This is a genomic window from Rothia sp. CCM 9417, assembly GCF_048513575.1.
Classification (GTDB): Bacteria; Actinomycetota; Actinomycetes; order Actinomycetales; family Micrococcaceae; genus Rothia.
Map to the genome: position 1 here is coordinate 681,332 of NZ_JBLXXT010000001.1, position 24,099 is coordinate 705,430.

The 24,099-nt window shown below is 54.0% G+C and carries 28 protein-coding genes and 1 pseudogene; 16 read left to right on the top strand and 13 right to left on the bottom strand.

The window, feature by feature from the left end; all coding sequences use genetic code 11:
* Positions 1-43: 43 nt before the first annotated feature.
* Positions 44-1,345, bottom strand: a complete 1,302-nt coding sequence (xseA, locus tag ACN082_RS03105) for an exodeoxyribonuclease VII large subunit (RefSeq protein ID WP_419099372.1) — start codon at positions 1,343-1,345, stop codon at positions 44-46.
* 135 nt (positions 1,346-1,480) lie between these two features.
* On the opposite strand from xseA, the gene ACN082_RS03110 reads away from it, so the two are divergent.
* Both ACN082_RS03110 and ACN082_RS03115 read left to right on the top strand, forming a co-directional pair.
* The gene (locus ACN082_RS03110) at positions 1,481-2,695 is read left to right on the top strand and encodes a hypothetical protein (protein WP_419099373.1); all 1,215 of its coding nucleotides are present in this window, start codon (positions 1,481-1,483) and stop codon (positions 2,693-2,695) included.
* Positions 2,696-2,715: 20 nt separating this feature from the next.
* Complete coding sequence (locus tag ACN082_RS03115) at positions 2,716-3,807, top strand: 4-hydroxy-3-methylbut-2-enyl diphosphate reductase (protein WP_419099374.1); 1,092 nt, start codon at positions 2,716-2,718, stop codon at positions 3,805-3,807.
* A 3-nt stretch (positions 3,808-3,810) separates the two neighbouring features.
* On the opposite strand, the gene ACN082_RS03120 is transcribed toward ACN082_RS03115, so the two are convergent.
* Positions 3,811-5,076, bottom strand: coding sequence for a DNA recombination protein RmuC (locus ACN082_RS03120; RefSeq protein ID WP_419099375.1), 1,266 nt, complete (start codon positions 5,074-5,076; stop codon positions 3,811-3,813).
* A gap of 94 nt (positions 5,077-5,170) precedes the next feature.
* Between ACN082_RS03120 and ACN082_RS03125 the strand changes: the two genes are divergently transcribed.
* A complete protein-coding gene (locus ACN082_RS03125; RefSeq protein ID WP_419099376.1) occupies positions 5,171-5,494 on the top strand; it encodes a DMT family transporter in 324 nt (107 codons plus the stop codon).
* Between the two features lie 10 nt (positions 5,495-5,504).
* Here the strand turns inward: ACN082_RS03125 and ACN082_RS03130 are convergent, their stop codons facing one another.
* The 4 genes from ACN082_RS03130 to ACN082_RS03145 are packed head-to-tail and all read right to left on the bottom strand — an operon-like array spanning position 5,505 to position 8,930.
* On the bottom strand, positions 5,505-6,110 hold the full coding sequence (locus tag ACN082_RS03130; RefSeq protein ID WP_419099377.1) for a response regulator transcription factor: 606 nt from the start codon (positions 6,108-6,110) through the stop codon (positions 5,505-5,507).
* Positions 6,107-7,219 carry a sensor histidine kinase gene (locus ACN082_RS03135; protein WP_419099378.1) on the bottom strand — a complete coding sequence of 371 codons (1,113 nt, stop codon included), beginning with the start codon at positions 7,217-7,219 and terminating at the stop codon, positions 6,107-6,109. The genes ACN082_RS03130 and ACN082_RS03135 overlap by 4 nt, the downstream gene beginning before the upstream one ends.
* 17 nt (positions 7,220-7,236) lie before the next feature.
* The gene (locus tag ACN082_RS03140) at positions 7,237-8,001 is read right to left on the bottom strand and encodes an ABC transporter permease (RefSeq protein ID WP_419099379.1); all 765 of its coding nucleotides are present in this window, start codon (positions 7,999-8,001) and stop codon (positions 7,237-7,239) included.
* A gap of 23 nt (positions 8,002-8,024) precedes the next feature.
* Complete coding sequence (locus ACN082_RS03145; RefSeq protein ID WP_419099380.1) at positions 8,025-8,930, bottom strand: ABC transporter ATP-binding protein; 906 nt, start codon at positions 8,928-8,930, stop codon at positions 8,025-8,027.
* Between the two features lie 268 nt (positions 8,931-9,198).
* Here ACN082_RS03145 and ychF point away from each other — a divergent pair, with 268 nt between their 5' ends.
* A complete protein-coding gene (gene ychF, locus ACN082_RS03150) occupies positions 9,199-10,284 on the top strand; it encodes a redox-regulated ATPase YchF (RefSeq protein ID WP_419099381.1) in 1,086 nt (361 codons plus the stop codon).
* 34 nt (positions 10,285-10,318) lie between these two features.
* Complete coding sequence (locus tag ACN082_RS03155; protein WP_419099382.1) at positions 10,319-11,479, top strand: DNA cytosine methyltransferase; 1,161 nt, start codon at positions 10,319-10,321, stop codon at positions 11,477-11,479.
* On the opposite strand, the gene ACN082_RS03160 is transcribed toward ACN082_RS03155, so the two are convergent.
* The gene (locus tag ACN082_RS03160) at positions 11,453-12,142 is read right to left on the bottom strand and encodes a hypothetical protein (protein ID WP_419099383.1); all 690 of its coding nucleotides are present in this window, start codon (positions 12,140-12,142) and stop codon (positions 11,453-11,455) included. The two genes, ACN082_RS03155 and ACN082_RS03160, sit on opposite strands and share 27 nt — an antisense overlap.
* Complete coding sequence (locus ACN082_RS03165) at positions 12,136-12,381, bottom strand: helix-turn-helix domain-containing protein (protein ID WP_419099384.1); 246 nt, start codon at positions 12,379-12,381, stop codon at positions 12,136-12,138. The genes ACN082_RS03160 and ACN082_RS03165 overlap by 7 nt, the downstream gene beginning before the upstream one ends.
* A gap of 80 nt (positions 12,382-12,461) precedes the next feature.
* Between ACN082_RS03165 and ACN082_RS03170 the strand changes: the two are divergent.
* From ACN082_RS03170 to ACN082_RS03190, 5 genes and pseudogenes are all read left to right on the top strand, one after another.
* A pseudogene (locus ACN082_RS03170) lies at positions 12,462-12,878 on the top strand (DUF933 domain-containing protein); the annotation flags it as partial.
* A gap of 37 nt (positions 12,879-12,915) precedes the next feature.
* Positions 12,916-14,022, top strand: coding sequence for a hypothetical protein (locus tag ACN082_RS03175; RefSeq protein ID WP_419099385.1), 1,107 nt, complete (start codon positions 12,916-12,918; stop codon positions 14,020-14,022).
* A gap of 295 nt (positions 14,023-14,317) precedes the next feature.
* Positions 14,318-14,728 (top strand): hypothetical protein, encoded by a 411-nt coding sequence (locus ACN082_RS03180; protein WP_419099386.1) that lies wholly within the window; start codon positions 14,318-14,320, stop codon positions 14,726-14,728.
* Between the two features lie 111 nt (positions 14,729-14,839).
* Positions 14,840-15,577, top strand: coding sequence for a hypothetical protein (locus ACN082_RS03185; protein ID WP_419099387.1), 738 nt, complete (start codon positions 14,840-14,842; stop codon positions 15,575-15,577).
* Positions 15,578-15,745: 168 nt separating this feature from the next.
* Positions 15,746-16,117 (top strand): hypothetical protein, encoded by a 372-nt coding sequence (locus tag ACN082_RS03190; RefSeq protein ID WP_419099388.1) that lies wholly within the window; start codon positions 15,746-15,748, stop codon positions 16,115-16,117.
* A 58-nt stretch (positions 16,118-16,175) separates the two neighbouring features.
* On the opposite strand, the gene ACN082_RS03195 is transcribed toward ACN082_RS03190, so the two are convergent.
* The 3 genes from ACN082_RS03195 to ACN082_RS03205 form a co-directional block, all read right to left on the bottom strand.
* Positions 16,176-16,520, bottom strand: a complete 345-nt coding sequence (locus ACN082_RS03195; protein WP_419099389.1) for a DUF952 domain-containing protein — start codon at positions 16,518-16,520, stop codon at positions 16,176-16,178.
* Positions 16,521-16,582: 62 nt separating this feature from the next.
* Entirely contained in the window at positions 16,583-17,251 is a 669-nt protein-coding gene (locus ACN082_RS03200; protein WP_419099390.1) for a TetR/AcrR family transcriptional regulator, read from the bottom strand.
* Complete coding sequence (locus tag ACN082_RS03205) at positions 17,244-17,894, bottom strand: TetR/AcrR family transcriptional regulator (RefSeq protein WP_419099391.1); 651 nt, start codon at positions 17,892-17,894, stop codon at positions 17,244-17,246. The genes ACN082_RS03200 and ACN082_RS03205 overlap by 8 nt, the downstream gene beginning before the upstream one ends.
* 175 nt (positions 17,895-18,069) lie before the next feature.
* Here ACN082_RS03205 and tpx point away from each other — a divergent pair, with 175 nt between their 5' ends.
* Positions 18,070-18,564, top strand: coding sequence for a thiol peroxidase (tpx, locus tag ACN082_RS03210; RefSeq protein ID WP_419099392.1), 495 nt, complete (start codon positions 18,070-18,072; stop codon positions 18,562-18,564).
* An 85-nt stretch (positions 18,565-18,649) separates the two neighbouring features.
* Here tpx and ACN082_RS03215 read toward each other — a convergent pair whose 3' ends face one another.
* Positions 18,650-18,976, bottom strand: a complete 327-nt coding sequence (locus tag ACN082_RS03215) for a branched-chain amino acid transporter permease (protein WP_419099393.1) — start codon at positions 18,974-18,976, stop codon at positions 18,650-18,652.
* Positions 18,969-19,730: an AzlC family ABC transporter permease gene (locus tag ACN082_RS03220; RefSeq protein ID WP_419099394.1), complete on the bottom strand. Its 762-nt coding sequence runs from the start codon at positions 19,728-19,730 to the stop codon at positions 18,969-18,971. The genes ACN082_RS03215 and ACN082_RS03220 overlap by 8 nt, the downstream gene beginning before the upstream one ends.
* Positions 19,731-19,809: 79 nt before the next feature.
* Between ACN082_RS03220 and ACN082_RS03225 the strand changes: the two genes are divergently transcribed.
* The 5 genes from ACN082_RS03225 (at position 19,810) to ACN082_RS03245 (ending at position 24,091) form a co-directional block, all read left to right on the top strand.
* The gene (locus ACN082_RS03225; protein ID WP_419099395.1) at positions 19,810-20,247 is read left to right on the top strand and encodes an Lrp/AsnC family transcriptional regulator; all 438 of its coding nucleotides are present in this window, start codon (positions 19,810-19,812) and stop codon (positions 20,245-20,247) included.
* A gap of 85 nt (positions 20,248-20,332) precedes the next feature.
* Positions 20,333-20,788: an OsmC family protein gene (locus ACN082_RS03230; RefSeq protein ID WP_419099396.1), complete on the top strand. Its 456-nt coding sequence runs from the start codon at positions 20,333-20,335 to the stop codon at positions 20,786-20,788.
* A 135-nt stretch (positions 20,789-20,923) separates the two neighbouring features.
* Positions 20,924-22,405 carry an amino acid permease gene (locus ACN082_RS03235; protein ID WP_419099397.1) on the top strand — a complete coding sequence of 494 codons (1,482 nt, stop codon included), beginning with the start codon at positions 20,924-20,926 and terminating at the stop codon, positions 22,403-22,405.
* 164 nt (positions 22,406-22,569) lie between these two features.
* Entirely contained in the window at positions 22,570-23,190 is a 621-nt protein-coding gene (locus ACN082_RS03240; RefSeq protein ID WP_419099398.1) for a thymidine kinase, read from the top strand.
* 154 nt (positions 23,191-23,344) lie between these two features.
* Positions 23,345-24,091: a hypothetical protein gene (locus ACN082_RS03245; protein ID WP_419099399.1), complete on the top strand. Its 747-nt coding sequence runs from the start codon at positions 23,345-23,347 to the stop codon at positions 24,089-24,091.
* Positions 24,092-24,099 lie beyond the last annotated feature (8 nt).

The window sequence follows — 24,099 nt, forward strand, 5'->3', positions numbered from 1 at the left end:
TGTTTGGGTCTAAGTCGTTCTACAGGGCGGGGGAGAGATGGGGCTAGAGAGCACTATCTGAAACTGAGGTCACGGTGGCCTTCAGGCTACCCTGTGCCACACGCACTTTAAGAGCCTGCCCCTCTTCAAGGGTGCTACTGTCGCGGACTAGGGCTCCCGACGCTGTTTGTACCAGGGAATAGCCCCGTTCAAGCGTCTGCTGGGGGGAGAGCGCCGTGACCCGTGCCCTGAGCTGGCTCACCTGTTCACGGTCGCGTACCAGCCGGTGGGTGGCCGCTGTTAATGCTCGGGCTCGGAGACGCTCAATATCCTCAGCCCGTGCCAGCATGGTTGAAGCTGGGGCGGCAAGGGCCGGGCGGGAACGGACCTGGGTTAGCCCCATGCGCTCACGCTGAATCAGCAGCTCAAGAGAGCGCATCAGCTGGTAGCGGGCTGCCCGGAAGAACTCACGCTCATCGGCGACGTCGGGCACGATACGCTTACCGGCGTCGGTGGGTGTTGAAGCGCGCACATCGGCCACATGATCAAGGAGAGGTGAATCGGCCTCATGCCCGATAGCAGAGACCACAGGGGTGCGGGCCGCCGCAACGGCGCAAACCATGGCTTCTTCTGAGAAGGGCAGTAGATCCTCGAAGGAGCCACCACCGCGTGCAATTACAATCAGGTCAATGGAGGGATCTGCATCAAGCTCAGCCAGGGCCGCTGTTACCTGGGCTACCGCATGAACACCTTGAACAGCTACCTCCCGCACCGCAAAGTTAACAGCAGGCCAGCGGAGGCTGGCATTGCGAATCACATCTTTGAGGGCATCTGAATCGCGCCCGGTAATCAAGCCGATGGTGTGGGGCAGTAGCGGGAGCGGTTTTTTGCGGCCGGCATCGAACAGGCCCTGGGCCTGGAGCTTGGCACGGAGCTGCTCAATACGTTCGAGCATGGAGCCCACACCCACCGGCTTAATGTTGGAACCTTGCATGGAGAGCCGACCGGTTTTAACCCAGAAATCTGGCTTAAGTTGCAGGACGATGCGTGAACCTCGTTCTACCTGCCCCTGGATTTTTGTCATCTCTGAACCCCAGACCGTCATCGACACTGAGACTTCCTGGTCAATATCGCGCAGGGTCAGGTAAGAGACTCGGCCCCGGTGGTTGAGCTCAATTACCTGGCCTTCGACCCAGGTTGGCACACACCGGGCTATATACTCGTGCATCTTATGGGAGAGCAGATGAAGCGGCCAAGGGTTATCGGGTGTGGTCTGGCCGGCCCGTTGGGCATGTTGCCGGGGCTCCCGCCCTTCCTCTTGTTGCTGCTGGAGTTCAGCGAGCGTAGGTTCGCCAAAAGTATTCATATACCACTACTACCACCGGGGGCTGACACTTTTAGCCTCTTAACGAGGGTCGGTCGTACTTTTTATAGCATCAAAGGGGCTTCTACAGGTTAAAACACCCCAAAAGCTAGATAAACAAGCTACTATTCAAGGACTATGGGCACACAAAGTAGGCATGATTTTAATGAGCACGGTGACGGCAACTGGACTAACCCTCAGGTCCAGGCCGAGAACCAACGTGTCATCTACCAAGAAACTCAGGGGCAATCTGCTTCCGCTGTTAGAGCCGTAGCCTACGGCACAGCAGCTGCTTACCAGCACACGCTTCCCCAGGGTCAGGGGCAGGGGCGTGTGCCCCAGGCACAGACGGTTCCTGCTTCTTCCTACCCGGTTCCTGTAAATCCTGCGCCCCTACCTGCCTACCCCTACCCGGCCAAACCTCCTTATCGGATCTTTCGCCGCTTCTTCTGTAGTCTGCTAGCCCTGTTCACCCTCTTGTGTGGGCTAGCCGGTGCTACGGCCTACTGGGCCCAGAGCGCCATCGTCGATACCGATAACTTCACGGCTATGGCCCAGGGACTGGCGACAGACCAGGACTTCCAGAACAGCCTGGCCTCAGCGGTCACCGATGACATCATGGCTTCACCTACCATCAGCACCTACCTGGGGGACGGGAAAAGTGAGACCTGGTACGGGGGCGCCCAGAACTGGTTATACGACCAGACCTATACCCTGGTTAACCAGGCCACAGGCACCGTCGTTGCCTCGGAAGACTACCCGGAGTTGTGGGCGAAAGCTATGAGTGACTCCCACCGCTATAACTTTTCGGGGGAGACCAGGCCCGCCATGCTCGACTTTTCAGCTATCTACGATAAAGCTAGTGATTCCCTGCGGGCCACAACTGGTATCTCACTTGATACCAGCGCCCTTCCCGGGCGAACCCTTATGCTCGATACCGGCGAGAGTATCTGGCCGGTTAACACAAGTATTAACACCCTGATAGGGTTCGCGGGCCTCTGGCCGATTCTTCTAGCCGGTTGCGCTGGCTCCGCCCTGCTGGGCTTTCTGCTGTGGCCCGGTTCTAAATGTGCTCACCTGGCTTGCGTGGCTTTCATTGGTGCAGGACTTCTCTGGGCAACCGCCCTGATCGGTGGCGGAGCCTCATGGCTCTCGGGCCTTGGGCAGGGCGCAAGTAGCTCCGGTGTGCTCTTTTTCCAGAAGCTCTCACAGTTAATTGCTGAATCCTTTGCCAGCTACCTGAACGGACTGGCCTTTGAGGTGCTGATTGCGGCGGTCGTCCTGACCCTGCTGGCAATTCTCATAGCGGTGCTCCGCGTAACTGCGAGACCCGCCACTGCACGCTTTCGCTAGAACAACGTAGGATAGAGACTATGTCCACTGCCGAAAAGACCATTGAACTGGGCCTGCCCACCGTGCCACGTGTGCGCCGGACCCGCCAAGAAATTGAGGCCGCCGCACCAACCGGCCCCAAAAAAGTACTTCTGGCCGCCCCGCGCGGCTACTGCGCTGGCGTTGACCGCGCGGTTATCGCCGTTGAACGTGCTCTAGAGCACTACGGTGCTCCGGTGTACGTGCGCAAACAGATTGTGCACAATCGACACGTCGTTGAGACTCTAGAAGCTCAGGGCGCAATCTTTGTGGACGAGGTAGAGGAAGTTCCCGAGGGCGCCGTCACCGTATTCTCAGCCCACGGTGTTTCTCCTGCCGTTGTCGATTCTGCCGCTGAGCGCCAGCTTAACACTATTGATGCGACCTGCCCACTGGTATCCAAGGTGCACCGGGAAGCGGTCCGCTTTGCTAAGCAGGACTATGACATTCTGCTGATTGGCCACACCGGCCACGAAGAGGTCGAGGGCACAGCAGGCGAAGCCCCCGAACATATCCAGATTGTTAACTCGCCCGACGAAGTTGACCGGGTAACTGTGCGCGACCCCGAAAAGGTCGTGTGGATTTCTCAGACAACCCTGTCGGTGGACGAAACCCTTGAGACCGTTGCCCGCCTGCGCGAGCGTTTCCCCACCCTCCAGGACCCGCCCTCAGACGATATCTGCTACGCAACCTCAAACCGCCAGGGTGCTATCAAGGAAATTGCTCCCAAGAGCGACCTCGTGATTGTTGTGGGTTCTTCTAACTCATCAAACTCGGTGCGCCTCAAGGAGGTCGCTGAGGAATACGGTGCTCAGCGTGCCGAGCGCGTTGATTTTGCTCACCAGGTCGATGAAGCCTGGTTTGAGGGCGTAACCACAGTGGGGCTGACCTCCGGTGCATCGGTTCCCGAGGTGCTGGTGCAAGAGGTCCTGCACCTGCTCGCTGACTACGGCTACACCGATGTTGAGGAACACGAAACCGCTAAGGAAGACATTCTCTTTTCCCTCCCCAAAGAACTGCGTGCTGCGCTGAAGAACGACACCGGTGCTCCCGCTATGCGGCTGGGCGGACGAGGTTCAAAGCCCACCCGCTAAGCCTTATTCATCAAAAAGAGGTTCATCGGTCCACGAGTCGTAAGGCTCAGGGCCGATGTTCTCTTTTCTCTGGGTACTCTCCGCATGGTACTGGGGGAGGGAGGTCATGAACTCCGGTGCCGTCAGCGGTTTAAGGCTAGCTTCCGAAGGGGTGGGGCTCAGATGACCGGTAGCGTCCTGCACCCCGGAGAGAGCCGTCATCTTGCGTGCGGTCACAAACACACGGGTCTCTAAGGAACCCACCAGCGCGTTATACGAATCAACAGTGCGCGCCAAGGACTTACCCATACCCGCAAGATGGGACCCCGCGGTACCGAGTCGCTCATAGAGCTGCTGTGAAAGATTAAAGAGCTCCCGGGCGTTATCGGTCAGAGCATCCTGCCGCCAGGAGAAGGAAATAGCCTTAAGCGCGGCCAACAGCGATACAGGCGATACCAGTGCTACGTTCTTGGCCGCGGCGTAGTCCAAGAGCTTAGCGTCTGCGGTCAGTGCCGCCGAAAGGGCTGACTCTACCGGGATAAAGCAGAGCACCAATTCCGGTGAAGCCCCAAAACCGGCCCAATATTGCTTAGAGGCCAGGGCATCAAGGTGAGCGCGAACAGCCTTAGCGTGACGGCCCAATAGCTCAGCCTGCACCGGCCCCTCAGCCTCCTGGGCATCAAGGTAGGAACTCAAGGGTGCCTTAGCATCGAGTACCACCGTTTTACCGCCGGGTAGATGAACCACCATATCCGGTCGAATCTGTCGCTCCTGACCCCTGCTATCGGTAGCTACTGTGGTGCTCTGCTCGCTAAAGGTCACATGCCGGAGCATGCCGGCAGCCTCTACCACACGGCGTAGCTGGGCCTCACCCCAGCTACCCCGGGCACTGGTGGAGCGCAAAGCGGAAGAAAGCAGGCCCGTGACCTCGCGGAGCTGGTGGCTGGTCTTATTCGTCTCATTCAGAGCCTGAGCCAGGCCCCCGTACTGCTGGGCGCGCTGGGTCTCCATGGTACGCACTGACTTTTCCATGGTCGCCAGCTGGGTCTTGACCGGGGCTAGCGCCAGTAGGACGTCTTCATCGGCCTCCGCCCGGGCCTGAAGCTCCCTGACCCGCTCACTTAGCAGAGTCTCAGCCCGCTGGGCGGCAGCAAGATCCGCAGTGAGCTGAGCATTTTTTTCGCGGAGCGCATCGGTAGAACCGCTGCCCGCCCGCCCCCAGAAGAAACCGGCCAGGGTGCCCAAAACCAGGGCAAGAATGATCGCAAGAAGAACCGTTGGTGTAGCCATAATCTCTACTCTAACCCGGCCCCCAGCACATGGCCGCGCTGGGGTGGGCTGGGTCTCTGGCCTTTTAGAGCTTTGATGGGCACAATAGGTGACTATGCCCTACCTCTTTTTGACCATAGCAATTATCGCTGAACTGCTAGCAACCAGCCTGCTTAAATACACCGAAGGCTTCACCCGCTGGGGTTTTACTCTGGGGTGCCTCACCAGCTATGGCCTAGCTTTTTATATGCTCTCTATCGCCGTGCGTGATATCCCCGTGGGGGTGGCCTACGCCCTGTGGTCGGGCCTGGGAACAGCGGCCATCGTAGGAATCGGCGCAATCTTCTTAGGGGAACCCGTCACAGTCACCAAAGTAGTGGGAATCGCCCTCATCATTGCCGGAGTTTTGGTGCTTAACCTGACCGGGGCCTCTCACTAAGGTAAGTCCTCTAAAGCCAGCCACGTTCGCGGGCTAGACGGGCGGCATCAAACCTGTTGGAGGCTTCTAACTTGGTGATGGCGCTCGATAGATGATTACGCACCGTCCCCTGGGAGAGATGCAAGTTCTGGGCAATAGCTGATACAGAGGCCCCGCTCTGCGCACCTACAAGGACCTGATGTTCGCGGTCGGTCAAAGGCGAACTCCCTACCGAGAAACTTTCGGCAGCCAGAGCCGGATCAACCACTCGCAGGCCGGCATGGACCTTGCGGATAGTCTCCGCCAGCTGGGCTGCCGGAGTGTCTTTAACCACGAAGCCACAGGCCCCCGCCTCCAGTGCTCGGCTCAGGTAACCCGGCCTGCCAAAGGTTGTCACGATTAAAGAGCGGCAAGCTACTTTACGCTCTTTGAGCTGGGCAGCTACCTCAATACCGTTCATTGCTGGCATCTCAATGTCTAGGAGGACGACATCGGGTGAGCTCTGTTCAACAAGGGGGAAGACCTCGTCTCCCCGCCCGCAGGTGCCAACTAGTTCCAGGTCAGGCTGCAAGGACAGCAGCGCCCCCAAGGCTTCACGGACTAGTTGCTGATCATCAGCAATCAGAATCTTAATCATGCACTCCCTCCTGGGCCGGTCAGGGGTGAGGTATCCCCGTTCATCGTAGCCAGTAGACGGGTGGAGCTACCGTGGGCTATGAGCAGATCTCCGCCTGCTTCCTGCACTCTAGCCTGTAAGCCCAGCAGCCCGTTACCGGGTTTAAAGGGGCCCTTGGTGCCGTCGTCAATGATTTCGATTCGTTCGGCATCTAGGTTTACCCAGCAGTTACGGGCCGATGAATGGCGTAGGACATTGGTGATGGCTTCGCGCAGCACCCAGCTAAAAAGAGTGGCATTATTCCCTGCTATCGCTACCCTAGCCGGTTCTGGCAGATGAGCCCTAATCTGGGCGGTTTCCAGAGCCCTACGAGCGGCTTCAAGCTGCCCAGCGAGATCGGGGCTCTTCATTCGGGTCACGGTAGCCCGTACTTCCGCTAGAGCGGTGCGCGATAGAACCGCTACCTCTTGCATCTGATCACGGGCTTTCTCCGGCTGGGCCGTGGCAAGTGCCGCGGCAAGTTCAGCTTTAAGGTTGATAACGGTCAGTGAATGCCCCAAAATATCGTGGACGTCCCGGGCTATGTGCTCAGCATGTTGAGCCCGAGCCAGTTCTTCCTCCCGCTCCCTGCGCAGATCCGCCCAGTAACTTAGCGTTGCCATGACCAGCACAAAAATGGAACCGGTAATGAATCCGTAGCCACCCCGGAACAAGATATCCCGGTAAAAGAAAACTAAGCAGGCCGACATCACCAGGGCTATCACAGCCCCGACGATGATCCCAACCCTTTGCGGCGCATGAAAAGCCCAGAGAGCCACGCAGAAAGAGGAAAGGTAGAAGCCCCATCCTCCTAGCATCGAAGATAGCCCAATAGCGGGAAGAAGGAGCAACAGGTTCCAGTAGAGGGTCTTGAAAACGGGGCGAGGCTCGGTCAGCAAATCGTAGGCCCCAAAAGAGAGCAGGTAGATCAGGGAGAACAGTAGGAAGCAGATAAGTCCGACTACCTTCTGAGTGAACGTAAAAGAGCTGTTGTTCAGGAGGTAGCTCAGCGGGTAGAGCAGGAAGACCAGCCAAATCCCTGAGAAACCCGCTGCTACTCTGTCAAAGTTCTTGAGTGCGGAGAAGTTCACGGTTCTATTGTCTCACTCTAGCGGGAATGTACGCGCTTGCGGAGTAACCAGTTTCCCACCATGAAGACTGCTCCCCAGAAGGCCAGGTTTAGTAGGGCGTAGCTGACTGGCTCGGTGACAAACCAGGTGTTGGGGTCGGTGGTGACGGTATCACCCCGGGTGAAGAAGTAACGGGAGAGCTGGGTAACCCCGTAGAGCGGGGTGAAACGTGCAACCGCCAAGAGGTCCGTGGAGAGCGGGCTGAAGGTGGTGCCAAAGAAGGAGAAGAAGACCAGCAGACCGGAAGCTACAGAGACGGCACGGGCGTTTTTGAAGAGTCTGGCAATGAGGCTCCCGTAGGCAACGAAGATAGCGGAGACGGCTAGGGTGACTAAGGCACAGGCTACCTGCTGGCCTTGAGGTATGCTGGCTTGAGTCAGCAGGGCGGTTAGATTGACGCAGAGCACCGGCAGAGCTGTTGTCACCAGTGCGTTGACAGTCTTAGTGGCAAGGAGCTGGCGAGAGGTTATTGGCGTCAGGGCCAGCTGGCGGCCCCAGCCTGACTCAATTTCAATCACCGCATTGCCGGCAGATGATACCGCGCCCACGACGGCACCGTAGACCGCCATACCCAGCATGACGTAGGCGGCAGCATCACCGTCCCTGAAGGCCATATGGCTGTAGTCCTGCATGGCCCCAAAGAGTAAGTAGAAGCCCACCGGCATCAGAAGCAGGTAGAAGAAAGACGAAAAGTTCATGAGGGAGTGCTTGAGGTCGTAGCCCATAAAGCGGAGAAGTTGCATAGCTGAATCCTTAGCGTGTGTGGTTAGTTGGTGCGGGCGAGGATACTAAAAGCCTCAGCCAGTGTTGGCTGGGTCACCTCAAGCTGGGTTAGGGGGTACTCAGCAAGCACGAAAGCCAGGAAACGCTCGACCTCGACACAGCTCAGGGTGTACCTGCCCTTCTGGGCTGGACTGAGCTGGACACCCCATTCTTCTTGTTGCTGGGCAGTCAGCGCCAGCTCGCTACCACCGTCCAGGCGGAAACGTACGGTGCGCACACCTGCCTGTGCCCTTATCTGTTCGGTGGTGGCATCGGCAACCACTGAACCGTGGGACAGCATGATGATACGGTCGGCAAAGTCCTGGGCTTCTTCCAGGTAGTGCGTGGCAAAAAGAATGGTTTTGCCCAGGGTGGCCTGGGCGTGCATGGACTCCCAGAAGGCCGCGCGGGCTTTGACGTCCATGCCGGTAGTGGGTTCATCGAGAACCAGGATTTCCGGGTCGCTGAGCAAGGCGATAGCGAACCTGACTTTTTGTTGCTGGCCGCCTGAGCACTTGGCGATCTTGCGGTTGGCGATATCGGCTATACCTGCGGCTTCGAGAGCTGCCCAGACCTTGGGTGCAGTGGGGTAGGTTGCGGCGACCATGGCTACCTGGTCTTTGACGGTGAGGTCTTTGAGCAGGCCACCGCTCTGGAGGACGGCAGCTACCCGGGGTGCTCTGACTGCCTGCGCCGGTGCGGTTCCACAGATTTTAACGGACCCCGCCGTGGGGGAGGCCAGCCCTAGGAGCATATCGAGCAGGGTCGATTTACCGGCCCCGTTTTCACCAAGGAGGGCAACAACTTCACCGGGAGCCACGGTGAAGCTAACGTCTTTGACTGCCTCAACGGTACCGGTGCGGCTGGTAAAGGTCTGGGTGAGGTGAGAGGCTGCAACTGCGGTTTTCATACTTCTAGCTTGCCGCTGGCCCGCCCTAGCGCCCGATGCTAAACGTCACGACTTACCCCTGATATTTGTCACGGTGCAGGGGTGCAGGGGTGCAGGTGTACAGGGCAGGGGATAGGAGGCTCGGGCACTAGCCCCCTGGCGCAGTTAGCTGATTACCGCCCTCTAACTAAGTTTGTGGCTTCTCACGCACCGCCGGCACCCTACCGCTTGTGCTCACCTAGTAGACTAGGGAGCAAAAGATTATTCACAACAAAAGGCTTATATCTCCGTGGCTCTTACTATTGGTATTGTCGGTCTGCCTAACGTCGGCAAATCGACCCTCTTTAACGCACTGACTAAAAACAACATCCTGGCGGCAAACTACCCTTTCGCCACCATTGAACCGAACATTGGCGTAGTGAACCTGCCGGATGAGCGTCTTGCCCGCCTGGCAGAGATCTACGGTTCTGAACGTATCCTGCCTGCAACAGTGTCTTTCGTAGATATTGCCGGTATTGTACGTGGTGCCTCCGAGGGCGAAGGCTTGGGTAACCAGTTCCTGGCTAACATCCGTGAGGCGCACGCCATCGCCCAGGTCGTTCGGGCTTTTGACGACCCCGATGTTATCCACGTCGATGGCAAGGTGGACCCTGCCTCTGACATGGAAACCATCAACACCGAACTGGTGCTGGCGGATCTGCAGACCCTGGAGAACGCTATCCCGCGCCTGGAAAAGGCCGTCAAAATCAAGAAGGGCGACCCCGCCCAGCTTGAGGAGTACAAGAAGGCTCAGGCCATACTGGAACAGGGCGACACCCTGATTTCCAAGTACAAGGAAGCCAAGATCGACATGGCTTTGCTCAAGGAGCTGAACCTGCTGACCTCTAAGCCCTTCATCTACGTCTTTAACTCGGACGAGGGCGTGCTGGCTTCTGAGGAAAAGCAGCAGGAACTGCGTGAGCTGGTGGCACCTGCCGAGGCTGTCTTCCTGGACGCCAAGCTTGAGGCTGACCTGGTGGAGCTCTCTGAGGAGGAAGCTCGCGAGATGCTAGAGCTGAATGGTCAGGACGAATCTGGCCTGGACCAGCTAGCCCGTGTTGGCTTCTCTACCCTGGGCTTGCAGACCTACCTGACTGCTGGCCCTAAGGAGACCCGCGCCTGGACTATCTCCCAGGGCGACACCGCACCCCAGGCTGCTGGCGTGATTCACACTGATTTTGAGCGGGGCTTCATTAAAGCTGAGATTGTCTCCTTTGAGGACCTGGACGCCGCAGGCTCCATGGCTGAGGCTAAGGCCAAGGGCAAGGTCCGTATGGAAGGTAAGGACTACATCATGCAGGACGGCGACGTGGTGGAGTTCCGCTTCAACGTCTAATATCTAGGAAATAGGTTAGTAGGAGAACTAATAAATGTTAGCTCCCTCTTTAATAGAAAATAAAATGAAAAATAAACCAAAAGTTTTAGATTTGTTCTCAGGTTGTGGGGGCATGTCTTGGGGGCTTGACCTTGCAGGATTCGAAATTATCGGCGCTGTCGATGAATGGGAAACTGCTCTAAAGACGTTTAAATTGAACCATCCTGGTGCTAAGACTTTTTGTGGCGATATTAGAGATATTGAAACTAGTAAAGTTCTTGAAGAACTTGAAATGCGACAAGGTGATATAGATGTTATTGTAGGGGGGCCACCATGTCAAGGGTTTTCTAAAAATGTGGTTGCAAAAAAGCGTTTTATCGATGATCCCAGGAACCAGCTATTTAGGGAATTTATTAGATTTGTCGATGAGTTGCGCCCTAAAGTTGTTGTTATGGAAAATGTAGCTGAGATTTATAATTCATATCGAGGTGAAGTGAGAAAAGAAATCTCAGATTTGTTGGAAAGCTTTGGGTATAGTGTTGGTGTTAAGGTTTTAACTGCTGCGGACTATGGTATTCCTCAACGGAGAAAGCGCTGTATATTTATTGCGAGTTTGAATGGGGACCCAGTCTTTCCGGAGCCTACACATTATGAATATAAATCTAATCAGATGGAAAACCTATTTTCTTTGAATGAAAAATATGTTTCTGCATGGCAAGCAATATCAGATTTACCATATTTGGAGCCAGGTCAAACTAAAATTTTCTATGAACAAGATGCGGTTAATGATTATCAAAAATGGGTGAGGAATAATGCTAAATCATTTGATAATCATTTTTATAATCCGCCGAGTGATATCCAAAAAGCGCGATATGAAGCTTTGGAGCCTGGCCAGGCAATTAAAGATTTGCCTGAGGAACTGCGACCCAAATCTGGATACAGCGGTGCATATGGGAGACTTGACTTTGAATCAATCTCTCCAACTATTACTCGATGGGTATTTCATGCTGGGAGTGGACGCTATGGACACCCCCAGCAATACCGAACATTAACAATGAGAGAAGCAGCGCGAATTCAGTCGTTCACCGATGATTTTAAGTTTTATGGAAGAAAGAATGAGGTAGCAGGTCAAATTGGTAATGCGGTACCTCCCAAGCTTATGCTTGTATTGGGGGATGAAATTCATCGTTTACTTCAGCTTTGTCGGGGTGAGTAGATTAATTAGATTACTAACATCAAATATTTGCTGAGTAACTTCAATTGGATATGCTGTATCAGATAAATCAAAAGATTCAAAGAGCTGTTTTTGATTTTTGTACCATCTATAGCGTATTTTTCCTGCGTAATTCCTTCCTTGGAGGCTTGTTTTTGTAGGGCTAGTCCAGCTCCAGGTAATATCCTCATACTTGGGAATTATAATTTCTTCTTCGTAGGGATATATTATTTTCCGATCTTTTGATTTTAGTAGAAGTGCTAGTCGTGGTTCCTCTACATTCTGGATGGTCATGTCAATTTCAATTTTTTGAATCCAATGCTTAAGTATGGCATTTCCAATTTCTTGTGGTTCAGATTCTTCGATACTTAGATGTGGAAATCCTAGTAACTCCTTTTTTTTGATAACATCTGCTCTTTGGATTACAAATTCGCAAGATCCTGAATTTTTGGGCCATACTAATGTTTTGGCGCTCCAGCCAATTTTATTGGAAGTGTCAACAACATCAAATAATAATTTTTTTCTATCTCTCGGGGGATTCTCGAGTCCTTGGGAATAGGCCCAAATTGACTCCCAAATATAATCTTCGATATCATCAATAAATGGTATTTTGTTGGCTGCGGTAACGGCTTCTTTAATCCTTGCGTATTGAGCTTTGTCTAGCAACTTTCCTCCCAAATAATCTCCAATAACTTAAAGAAAAAATCTTTTTGATTTTGTGGGTTTTCCTCAATTCCCTTTGATATTTGAATTAAAGTAGAGATTTTGGGGTATCTTTTTCCTTCTTCTATTGCTTGAATTGTTGGGGATGCGACTCCACTTTTGCTTGTTAGATCGAGTCTTGAAAATCCGTGGTTAAAGCGGGCTTTCTGTATTTCGAAGCCTAATGCGTTTGTTTTTGACATGTATCTATGAAACTAAATTTTTGATACATATACTTACTTGAAAAAGAGTAAAAATATATTTTTAAGGCAAGTTCTGTATAGAGATGGTGGCCCCTGCCGAGGCTGTATTCCTGGATGCCAAGCTTGAGGCTGACATGGTGGAGCTCTCCGAGGAAGAAGCCCGCGAGATGCTCGAGTTGAATGGCCAGGACGAGTCCGGCCTGGACCAGCTAGCCCGCGTTGGTTTCTCCACCCTGGGCTTGCAGACCTACCTGACCGCTGGCCCCAAGGAGACCCGTGCCTGGACTATCTCCCAGGGCGACACAGCACCCCAGGCTGCTGGCGTGATTCACACCGACTTTGAGCGTGGCTTCATTAAAGCTGAGATTGTCTCCTTTGAGGACCTGGATGCCGCCGGTTCTATGGCTGAGGCCAAGGCCAAGGGTAAGGTCCGTATCGAAGGTAAGGACTACATCATGCAGGACGGCGACGTGGTGGAGTTCCGCTTTAACGTCTAGCTACTGGAGACAAAAAGTGTTTTCTTGGTGGGGCGAGTTGAGCACTCGTTTGGACTGGTCTGACCCTAGCTTCATAGTTGCTCTCTTAACTCTTGTAGTTACAGCTGCGATTCCATGGTTGATTTGGCGTCGTGGGGTAAAACAGTCAGAGCAGGATTCAGCCCTGCTTGCAAGCCAGAAGCAGATGCTTGCAAGGCAACGACGCGACACTCTTTTGACAACCCTTGATGACGCTTCATCCGACAGACACCTCCAACTTCTTTGGCGCGAAGTAGAGGAGTTCGAGGGAGAAGATCGCGACTTGCTCCGCTCCGCTTTTCGCGCGAATCCGTCTATCGCGCTTCCGGGCGGGGCAAATAGCATCGAGGCAGCTGATTCGCTGGATCAAAAGGCTTTGGATGATTACACGGCTGGCTTAGAACGTCGTTACTCTGTTGCAGGTATATATCCTAGCTATACGGGCCTTCTCGATTTCCTGAGGCGTGTAGTAACGAACACTGGATTAAAAACTGATCTCTCAATCATCGTAGATTTAGTGACTGGCCCTACTGCGCAGTCGCAGAAGCCTGGCCACCAGTTCTACCGGGATCTGGTGGAGGTACTGCCAGAATCTGCTGCAAGCCTTCTCTACAAAGTTGAGGAAATAGACTACCGGACCTCAGGTGGCTTACGGCTCAATGTTCTTACAGGAGTGCTTCTTGGTTTAAAGGACGCAGAATTGGGGCGTGGGATGGGGCGGGGACAACCTAACAGCTTGCAGGTATCTGTATTCAGAGAGCAGGTTCCTACTTCGTTAGCTTTCTTGCTTCATCGGGACAATTTGCGGTGGTTTAACCAGTGGTCAACAGATGGTTCTACAGAACCTGTATCCGCTACAGTTGCTTGGCTCATACGGGCGGTCGGTTGGTTCGCTGATACTGATGATCACTTGGCGAAGCGGATGGTAGAGAATCTTTTATACGCTATAGACTCGATTCCAGTAGGAGATCGACGATGGGGAATTATTGATGCTGAAGATGTCCGGTACGGTTTCTCTTCGATACAGCGTAAGCAACCACAATTATGGGACGATTATGGACCTGATCTTGAACGTGCCGCTGATACTGTTGGGAGCTGGAGAGCCAAGGAGCTGGGGACGGCATAAATTAAGCTATGCAAATCATCATGCAGGCAAGGCCCACCGTATTATGAGGAGGGACGGAAAACGCGAGGGAGGGGCACATTAGACGCGTAATAACCGCCAAGGTGAGCACTATAAGAAGCTATCTTGAAGCACTTGGCCGCAGTCTCACGATCGAGTACGTCTCGGGTGACAAGCGCGTTCAAGGTACTTAGCTGGAAGCTTGTGGGAAAGGCTTGAAAGGTTACGCAAGCTGACTTTACAGCCTACCTTTCTCCTGATGAGGCTCTAATGTGAGCCGTGAACGATAATGGTGTCTATGCTTTCTTTTTCTCAGCATCTGTCACGCCTGCTTATGGGCTCTTTCATGCTTTTGGCTGGTACCGCCCACCTGAGTTTTGCCCGCCAGTCCTTCCTGGCCCAGGTGCCTGTCTGGCTACCACTAGATCCAGACTTGGTTGTGGTGGCCTCCGGGCTGGTGGAGCTGGGCTTCGGTCTGGGCTTACTTTTTGCCCCGCATAGCTCCCGTAGGGCAGTAGCCCTAGCGCTGGCTATCTTCTACGTCCTCATCTTCCCCGGTAACATCAACCAGTACCTTCAAGGGATTGATGCCTTCGGGCTAGATACTGACGCCAAGCGCTTTGTCCGTCTGCTCTTCCAGCCCCTGCTCGTCCTTGCCGCTCTCTGGGCCGGAGGGATCCTGCCCAGAGGTAAAAAACTAGAGCCCTAATCCCTTGCTGGGTTCCAGGCCAGTAGACGGGCCAAACGATGTGCGAGCCCTATACTGGGTTAAACAGGAACAGAAAAAGAGACAACACTCAAGGGACCTGCAGGAGGATAAATGTCCGCCACAAAATTTTCTCTCCTACTGTGCAGTGCAATGCTAGCTCTGTGTGCTTGCGGTGGCCCTGAGCCGGGAACTGACAGTAACCCATCAGCCAGTTCCCCCATGAGCCCCTCACCAAGCTTAACCGAAAGCCCTAGACCGTCTAGCTCACCCACCGTCACTGTCTCATCAGCTACCTCTAGTACCTCCGCTAGCCCAACAGCTCCTGCAAGCTCATCCACCCCTGCGACAGCAAACCCCACCAACCAGCAGCCGGGGGCCGCCCATCAAACTACCGCCCCACCGCTGACTGAAAGAAAAGGCTACATCCCGCAGGGTGCGGTTCCTGTCACCTCCTTCTACCCGGTCAGCGAGAACTGGAATGTTGGTATTCTCGTGAGCCCCTCAGGCAATATCGGGTGCGATGTTAGAGGCACTACCACAGCCGTCTGCGGGGTGGTCTCCTACGCGGAGGAAAGGAAGTACACAGAACCCTCAGCACTGCTTGCCCGGTGGATTTTCTCGCTGGATGATTCGGTCCAGCAGGTGGAGCTAGGGGCACGGGGTGATGCCCTCTTCTTCATGATGAACCAGTCTAACCCTTCTGGTGGTTCTGCCCAGGTGGTGCCTTATGGGACCAGTGTTTACTCCCAGCACCTGGCCTGTGAGTCGGTACAAGAGGCCATGACCTGCTGGAACACTAAGACCGGCAGGGGAGTTGTAATGAGTAGAGAGGGCTACAGTACTTTTTAGCTCTGCTAACCGCTTTACAGACAGTTCTTCTCTCTTGTCACTCAACTTTCTCAAGCCTATTAAGTTAAGTTCTGGATCTCTGCAGCGTTTTGCTTCTTGTCAGATGCCCATTCAAAGTTCTACTGTGTTAGTACCGGACTACAAATATGAAAGAGAAGGTAATCAAGGATGCGAATTCGTTTAGCCCTGCTCACTGGACTCGGTGTGGGTTATGTTTTGGGCGCCCGCGCCGGTCGCGAGAGCTACGAAAAGATCAAGAGTCAGGCTAACAAAGCTCTGCATGACCCTACTGTTCAAGAGAATGTGAAGGCCGCAGGGGAAACTATTCGCCATAAAGCTCCTCTGGTTGCCGAGAAAACCAAAGAAGTAGCTTCAACGGCTGTAGAAAAAACCAAAGAAAAAGTAGAAGAAATCAAAGAGACCCGCATCGAAACCAAGGCAGAGAAAGCCGCCGATCAAGCAGTCGAGCAAGCACCTGCAGATGTTATCTCAGATCCAGTCACCGCCCCCGAGGACGAAGGCCCGCTAGCTACTGCCTAGGCACCTAAGCAACTCCAGCCCGTCGACCGTTTAGAGCTCTATACGGTAGGCGGGCTTTTTACTGCCTCTTCCACTGGTGTTCTCTGCAAACCGTAAGAGCCTTAAGAGGGATAGGTCCACCGTAGATATGTGGGAACAGCTCAGAGTCTGGGTCGAGCGGATCACACGGTTCGTGCTGTACGGTGAGATTCGCATCAGTCAAAGCCAGCTCATCAATAGTTAGAACGAGGGCATCCTGGCGGTCACTATAGACTGCCTGCCAAATGCGCTGGACCTGGTCCTCTGAAGCGCTACAGTGAATGAATCTTGCTTGAGCCAGGGGAAGTCCACGGGTAGAGATATCGTAAAAACCTGTTTTAAGAGCGCGAGCGTAGTCTTCGGGTAAAGCTATATGGAACAACATAATGTCAGCTTAACACTGTGCCATGCTATTCTCTGATGCTCTAACCGGTGTACCAGCCAAGACTATGAGCGGAAGGCGCCAACGCCTTCAGAAAGCCGAATAAATTCATCGATGTCCTCTTGGGTGGCATAGGCAACCGGGGTAACCAGTATCTCGTTCATACAGGAACGGAAAATCCTGCTGATGTTGACGGGCTCTGACCCCCGCCCACCGATTACAGCCTTAGTGGAGAGCCCATAGCTAAGGGTAGTCAGCTTATTAGCCTGAACCTTCAGATGAGTGCCAGTTTTAATCTGACCAGTACTATCAAGGTAGACCAGCATGTTATAAAAATATGAGCGAATCCGCTCAAGACCTTTGGTCGAAATATCCTTGATACCGGGGACTGGGCGTAGTTCGGAAACCATGCTGAGGGTAATACGGGAGATTGCCTGCGAACGCGGGGTGATGGGGAGAAAATGCTCCAGAATTTTAACCGTGTTGAGAACATCCTGGCCTTCGACAGAAACAGCTTTCATACTGGCTTCTGTTTCCTGCCCAATAAGGTCAAAGGCGAAGGTGAGAAGCTCCACTCTGTTATTAAAAGAGTGACGTAGCGATCCCATGGAGATCCCGGCCTCGGCTGCAACATTCCTGACGGTAACGGCACTAACACCGCGCTCATTGAGCAGTTTCCATAGAGCCTGGGCAATTACCCGGTTCCGGGCTTCGTGGTCGATGAGTTTAGGCACGGACAAACTCCTGAGGGTCAGTAGAGGCATCCTGGCAGACAGGGGAGATAAAGATGTTCAGGAGTGTCTCGAACTGCACAATAATAGGTTCGGTAAGTTCCTGCGTGCTGATCTCACCATCTGTGAGAGTGTAAAGCGCGTTAATGCCCCAGAGCAAGGCAACGAGCTTCTCCACCTCCAGGTCAATATCTAGCCCCGGCTTGAGGAAGCCATGAGCTCGAAGCTGGCTCAACAAGAACCCATAGGCATATATAAAGTCAGCCTCATGTTCTTGGAGTATTTTTGCAATATCAGGGAAAATTCGCATGTCTGCCAGCATGCCTGCTATGACTGTCGTGAATCGTTGTCCGTCTTCTGAAACCGGTGAAAGGTAGGTGTAAAGTTCTTCCAAATTGTCAAGTAGCTGGCCCTCAAACTGCCGGTTGGTGAGGGAACGGATAAACTTTTTTCCTGCAAAGTCCAGGGAAAAAAGCATCATCTCCTCAAAAGAGGGGAAGACATGGCGCAAAGAGCCGGTAGAGATCCCGGCTTGGGCGGCAACGGTCCGTACCGAGACACCTCGTACTCCCTCACGCGTCAGCACCTGCCAGACTGCGTGAGCGATCTCCTGTTTTCGTTCCTCATGGTCTATTAGTTTTGGCACAGAATCAACTTTAGAACATCTTCTAAACCCGACACCTTTTTGGCTACAAGATGTCACGAAAGTGTCGACACGCCCCAAGGATGACTGCCCTAAAGCTCCAGTGGGCTAGAGCATAACTGCACGCCCACAGCGCAACCTCTTGCATAGCCTGGTTAAGCAGGACACAATGGATTCTATGGCTACTACACATTTAGAAGGCAGCGCCGTTCAGACCGTCGGCGAACTGCCCACCCTTGACTCACAGGCTCCCAGCTTTACCCTGGTCAAGACCGATTTGAGTGAGATTTCGTCCGCCGATTTTGCCGGTAAAAAGGTAATCCTCAATATCTTCCCCTCCATCGATACCGGCGTTTGCGCCAGCTCGGTGCGCACCTTCAACCAGCAGGCAGCTGCTTTGGAGAACACCGTGGTTCTGTGTGTTTCCCAGGATCTTCCTTTTGCCCTGGGTCGCTTCTGTGGTGCAGAAGGCATCGAAAACGTCGTGACTGCTTCTGCCTTCCGTTCATCATTTGGCAAAGACTTTGGCCTAACTCTCGCTGATGGCCCGCTGGCCGGTCTCTTGGCCCGATCCGTGCTTATTCTGGACACCGAAGGCCAGGTCATCTATACCCAGCTGGTCGATGAAATTAGCAGCGAACCCGATTATCAAGCCGCACTTGCTGCTCTTTAAGCCTTGACCGCTTGTATTATGTGGCCCCCGTTCCTGCCAGTGCTGGCAGGAACGGGGGCCTTATCTATGATGGCTATTACCTAGCTTAGAAAACCCAGTTAGCCAGAATAACGCAGGTTGCTGTTCCCGCCAGGAGGCTAAGGGCGAGGTTTCCACGCCAAAGATGTAGGGCGGCGGTCACAAGGGTTCCGGCCAAGTAGGGGGTAGCTGTTTGCCAGGAAGAATAGTCAATGTCTGCAATCACATAAAAACCCAGGCAGATAATAGCCCCTAAGGGTACCCAGCGGGCCAAATCAGTGACGAGGGCTGAGTCTTTGAGCGCATTTTTGATGCCAAAAGGAAGCAGCCGCAGGGCAAAGGTGATGCCTGCAGAGAGAAAAATAGCGGAGAGGATGTAGCTGGTGCTAGGCACGGGGCAGCTCCTGTAGGGCTGTTTTAGGCTGGGCATAATGGCGGATCGTCAGCAAGGCGACAAGGCCCAGGAGAGAGATAAGCAAGATGGAATGGGGGAAGAACACTATGGCAGTTATCGAGGAGAGGGCTGCCAGCGCCGCCGTTGTTTTATCCCTGACTGCTTTATAGGCGTTGATAGAGAGCAGAATAAACATACCGGTCATCACAAAGTCCACGCCTTTGAGATGCGATAGGAAAGTGGCGCCTACAAGAGCGCCTAGAGTTGACCCGCCCCACCAGCTCACCCAGAGGCCCACAGATACGGTTAAAATGCGACTCCCGCGAAAGCCCTGGGAGCCCGGTGCGGTATTGACTGCGTAGGCTTCATCGCAGAGCAGATACACGGCGACCGCTTTAGCTAGGTTCCCCTGAACATTCTGTAGCGGGTAAGAGATACCGTAGACCAGGTGGCGGGCATTCATGAGTAGGGTGGTTGAGGCGATCAGTGAGAGGGGCGCTGCCGAGGCAATGAGCCCAACCAACAGAAATTCCACCGAGCCGGCGAAGACGATCGCTGAGAGTGCAGGCGCAACCCACCAGGGTAAGGCAACCGAAGCGACCAGTACGCCTAAGCCCATACCCATGACCATAAACCCTATGCACAAAATACCCGCTACTCGCATGCCTTCTTTAAAGCCGCTTTCACCGGGTAGGGTAGCGACATGCTCACCGACAATATCGGGTGTGGTTGAGGTTTTTTTCGTGATGTGCATACGGCTAGTTTAAAGAAAAGCGAAAGCAAGGTGTTTGCGAATAATTGCTGAGAGTGCTATGTGCTGGCAATATATGTATATGGATTCTTTAGATAGGGCAATAATTAATGAGCTTACCCGCAATGGTCGGCTGGCTAACCAGGAACTTGCGGCGCGCGTAGGCCTCACTGCGGCCCCCTGCCTCCGCAGGGTACGCAGGCTTGAAGAACAAGGAATTATTGAAGGCTACAGCGCTCGCATTAACTATGAGGCCATGGACGAGGGGTTTGAAGTCCTGGTTTTTGCTGACCTATCTCGCAACGATGTTGCGAGCATTGAGGATTTTGAGAACACCATTATGGCAAGCGAGAACGTGGTTGAGTTCCGCCGTATGTACGGGCTACCTGATTACTACATTAAGGTTAGAGTCAAAGACTCAGCTGCCTACGAACGCTGGTTTTCAGAGGTCGCCGCCCGGCACGACTCTGTTATCCGGGTGGACTCCCGTATCACAATGAAGCTTCTCAAAGCCCCTTAACCTACCCTTGGGCCGCAGGGAATAAACTCTGCCTCTGCCCAGTTGAAACTGCAACCACGCTTAGGACAATTACCCAGGAGAAACCATGAGTGAGAATACCGCTAACCAACGCACCCAAGACCCCAACTACCGGGCTGTCACGGTAGAGCGGACTGCCTCCCGCCACTACCGCGCAACCAACGCCAAGGGCGACAGCCTTGAATTCGGTCAGGGGGAGGGGCTCCTGACCCCTGTTGAGCTTCTGTTAGCCGCTATTGCCGGTTGCTCAGCTATCGACGTGGACGTTGTCACCGGCCGCCGCGCAGAAGCAGAGGAGTTTAGCGTCACCTCTTCCGGCATCCGCCAGGTTGATGAAAACGGTGCCGTCCGAATGGACGATATTGAAGTCAGCTTTAAGGTCCGCTTCGCCGCAACCGAAGCTGGTGAAAAAGCTCAGTCAATGGTGGACCGACTCATCCGGCTATCTGCTGAGAAGGACTGCACTGTATCTCGCACGGTCGAGCACGGCTCAAAAATCACCTTCATCAACGAAAATGCCTAGGACATTTGCCGGGTAAAGCTATATCACGTGATACCCGGTGGTATGTGGCCTGCGCGGTTGGTAGTCTAAAGTTTGTCTTAAACCCCCTAAGCAAAACTGTTGGGGACTCATTACCAGCGAAAGTAGCAGCACACTATGTCTCCTGAAGCACACCCTGCACCTACCGGGCAGGTTAAAGAAGAGCTTAAAAGAGGGCTAGCTAGCCGGCACCTCTCTATGATCGCAATCGGCGGTGCAATCGGTACCGGTCTGTTTGTGGCATCAGGTTCCACCATTGCAGAAGCCGGTCCGGGTGGTGCCCTGCTGGCTTATATCCTGATTGGCTTTATGGTGCTACTCCTGATGCAGTCCCTGGGCGAAATGGCCGCGCACCTGCCGGTAGCGGGCTCCTTCCAAACGTTTGCCTCCCGCTATGTTTCAAGCTCCTTTGGCTTTGCTATGGGCTGGAACTACTGGTTTAACTGGGCAATTACCGTAGCCGCGGAGCTGGTGGCAGCGGGCGTCATCATGTCCTACTGGCTGCCGGGTGTCCCCGGCTGGGTATGGGCAGGTGTCTTCCTCGCTCTCATCCTGGGTATCAATGTGCTTTCGGCCCGCTCCTACGGTGAATCCGAGTTCTGGCTGGCCACCATTAAGGTCATTACCGTTATCGTCTTCCTTATTGCCGGCATTGCAATGATTTTTGGCATTCTGGGCAACCACGATAAGGGCTTTGCTAACTGGACGAACGGCGAGGCCCCTTTCAAGGGCGGCTTCGTCTCGATTATGGCGATCTTCATGGTTGCGGGTTTCTCCTTCCAGGGCACCGAGATGATCGGTGTTGCCGCAGGCGAATCCCAGAACCCTCGCCGCGATGTGCCCCGGGCGCTTAAGAGCGTATTCTGGCGCATTATGCTCTTCTACATTGGAGCGATTGCCGTTATCGGTACCCTCATTCCTTACACCAACCCCAACTTGTTGCGTACCGGTGAAACCGATATCGCCTATTCACCCTTCACTATGGTTTTTGAGAACCTGGGTATTGCTTTTGCCGCTTCGGTCATGAACGCGGTTATTCTGACTGCTATCCTGTCAGCCGGTAACTCAGGTCTCTACGTTTCATCCCGTATGCTTTACGCTCTTGCCCTTGAAGGCCGCGCACCCCGTATCTTCACCCGGGTCAATGCCCGAGGCATCCCTATGCCTGCGCTGCTGATGACTGCCGCTATTGGCCTGTTTGGCTTCGCCTCAGCGGTTATTGGTGAGGGCTCTGCCTACACCTGGCTTATTAATATTTCAGGTTTGTCAGGCTTTATCACCTGGGTGGGTGTGGCTATTTGTCACTACCGTTTCCGCCGGGCTTATGTTGCTCAGGGTAACGACGTCAATGACCTGCCCTATAAGGCCCCTCTCTTCCCGCTGGGCCCCATCGTAGCCTTGCTCATGTGCCTCATGGTAATTGCTGGTCAGAACTACAACGCTATCTTTGATGGTCGTTGGTTTGACGTGGTCTCCGCCTACATCGGCCTGCCTATCATCATTGGTGTCTGGCTGGTTCATAAGCTGGTTACCGGTTCTAAGAGGATCCCTCTGGAACAGGTGGACGTTTCTGGCGCTGAGGTGGGCCAAGCCCACTAAGCGCCCACGCCGCTGGCTGTTTGCAGACCCCGCTACTGCCCCCTCCGTCAGGCTGGAGAGAGCGGTAGCGGGGTGTTTATCTAGTGGATGCGCTGACCCATCAGATGCGGCTGTGAAAGGCTAGAATAGGGTGGTTTGTACATATAGGAGCTGGGAGGGCCACCGTGGCTAAGCTGTATTTCCGTTTTGGGGCGATGAACTCTGGCAAGTCCACTGCGCTCTTGCAGGCGGCCCATAACTATGAGGAGCGCGGTCAAAGGGTTCTGCTTGCTAAGCCACAGCTCGACACTAAGGGGGACACTGCCATTGTTTCCCGCCTGGGGGTTACTCGCGCCGCGGATTTCCTCGTGGGTGATCAGGACTCTGTGCGTGAACTCTTCCATGCGGCCGCTGAACCTCACGCCCGGCAGGAACAGCTTCACGGGCACCTGCCTGTCTCCTGCCTGCTAGTGGACGAAGCCCAGTTCCTGACCACTGCCCAGGTTGATGACCTGATGCGGATCGCGGTGGAGGAGAATGTTCCCGTCATGTGCTACGGCATTCGCACGGACTTCCAGACGCGGGCCTTTCCCGGTTCAGCCCGTCTGCTGGAAATCGCGCACAGCCTTGAAGAACTTAAAACTATTTGCCGCTGCGGACGCAAGGCTCTCTTTAATGGGCGCACTGTAGACGGTCGTTTTGTGTTTGCCGGTGACCAGGTAGCTATTGACGGGGTTCATGTGGGCTATGAGTCTCTCTGCCCTTCCTGCTATTTGCAGGAATCCGGTGGCAAGCTCTACCAATAGCTGGCAGGATCCCATGGCTATCCGTAGCGTCCAGAATCTTGGCTAGGGCTTTTTATCCCCTTTTTAGTGGTTTATGTCATGCCGAAACGCCGAGGTGTGCCCAAACAAGCCTATAATCGTAGTGCCCAGTCCTTTTTGAGAAAGAGAAAAATCTATGGCTGTATCACCCAAAACCCGCCTGCTGGCTGTACCCACCGTCGCGCTGATGTCCCTAGCCCTTCTGGCTGGTTGTGGCTCATCCGATAAAAAAGAGAGCGCAGCAGCGGAGACTTCTAGCTCAGCAAGCGCCTCGGCTGAGCAGTCCCAGGCAGCGGAGGAGACCAGCTCAGCTGCCACTGATGAGGCTAAGGTAGAGGCAGTTATTCCTGACGGCTTCAAGAAGGTAACAGCACCTAACAATAAGATCAGCTTTGCTGTTCCTGAGGGCTGGATGGAGATGGACAGTGAGGCCGTTGCCAACACTGATGCTCTTCAGGAGTACCTGGATCAGGCCGCCCAGGGAACTAACTTCACCCCTGAGGAGCTTAAGTCTCAGATGGCTCAGCTTGATCTGATGGCTACCTCTGTGACCCCTAACGAAGATGGTTTCGCTGAGAATGTGAACGTCAACGCTGAGCCCGTCTTGGTTACTTCCCTGCCTGATCAGGCCGAGATGGAATCACTGGCTAAGGGTATCAACGCTACTCCGGGCGAGTACAAGAAGATCTCCACCCCTCTGGGTGAGGGCACTCAGCTGAGCTACACTCTTGACGTTACCGGTGTGTCCGTACACGGCGTGTTTGTGGTTGTGCCTTCTGGCACCGGTACCGGCTTCAGCGTTCTTACTGTTTCCAGTAGCAATGCTGACAGCGCGGCCAAGCTAGCCGAGCAGATGGCTGGATCCCTGTCCAAGGCCTCCTAGTTTCTTAG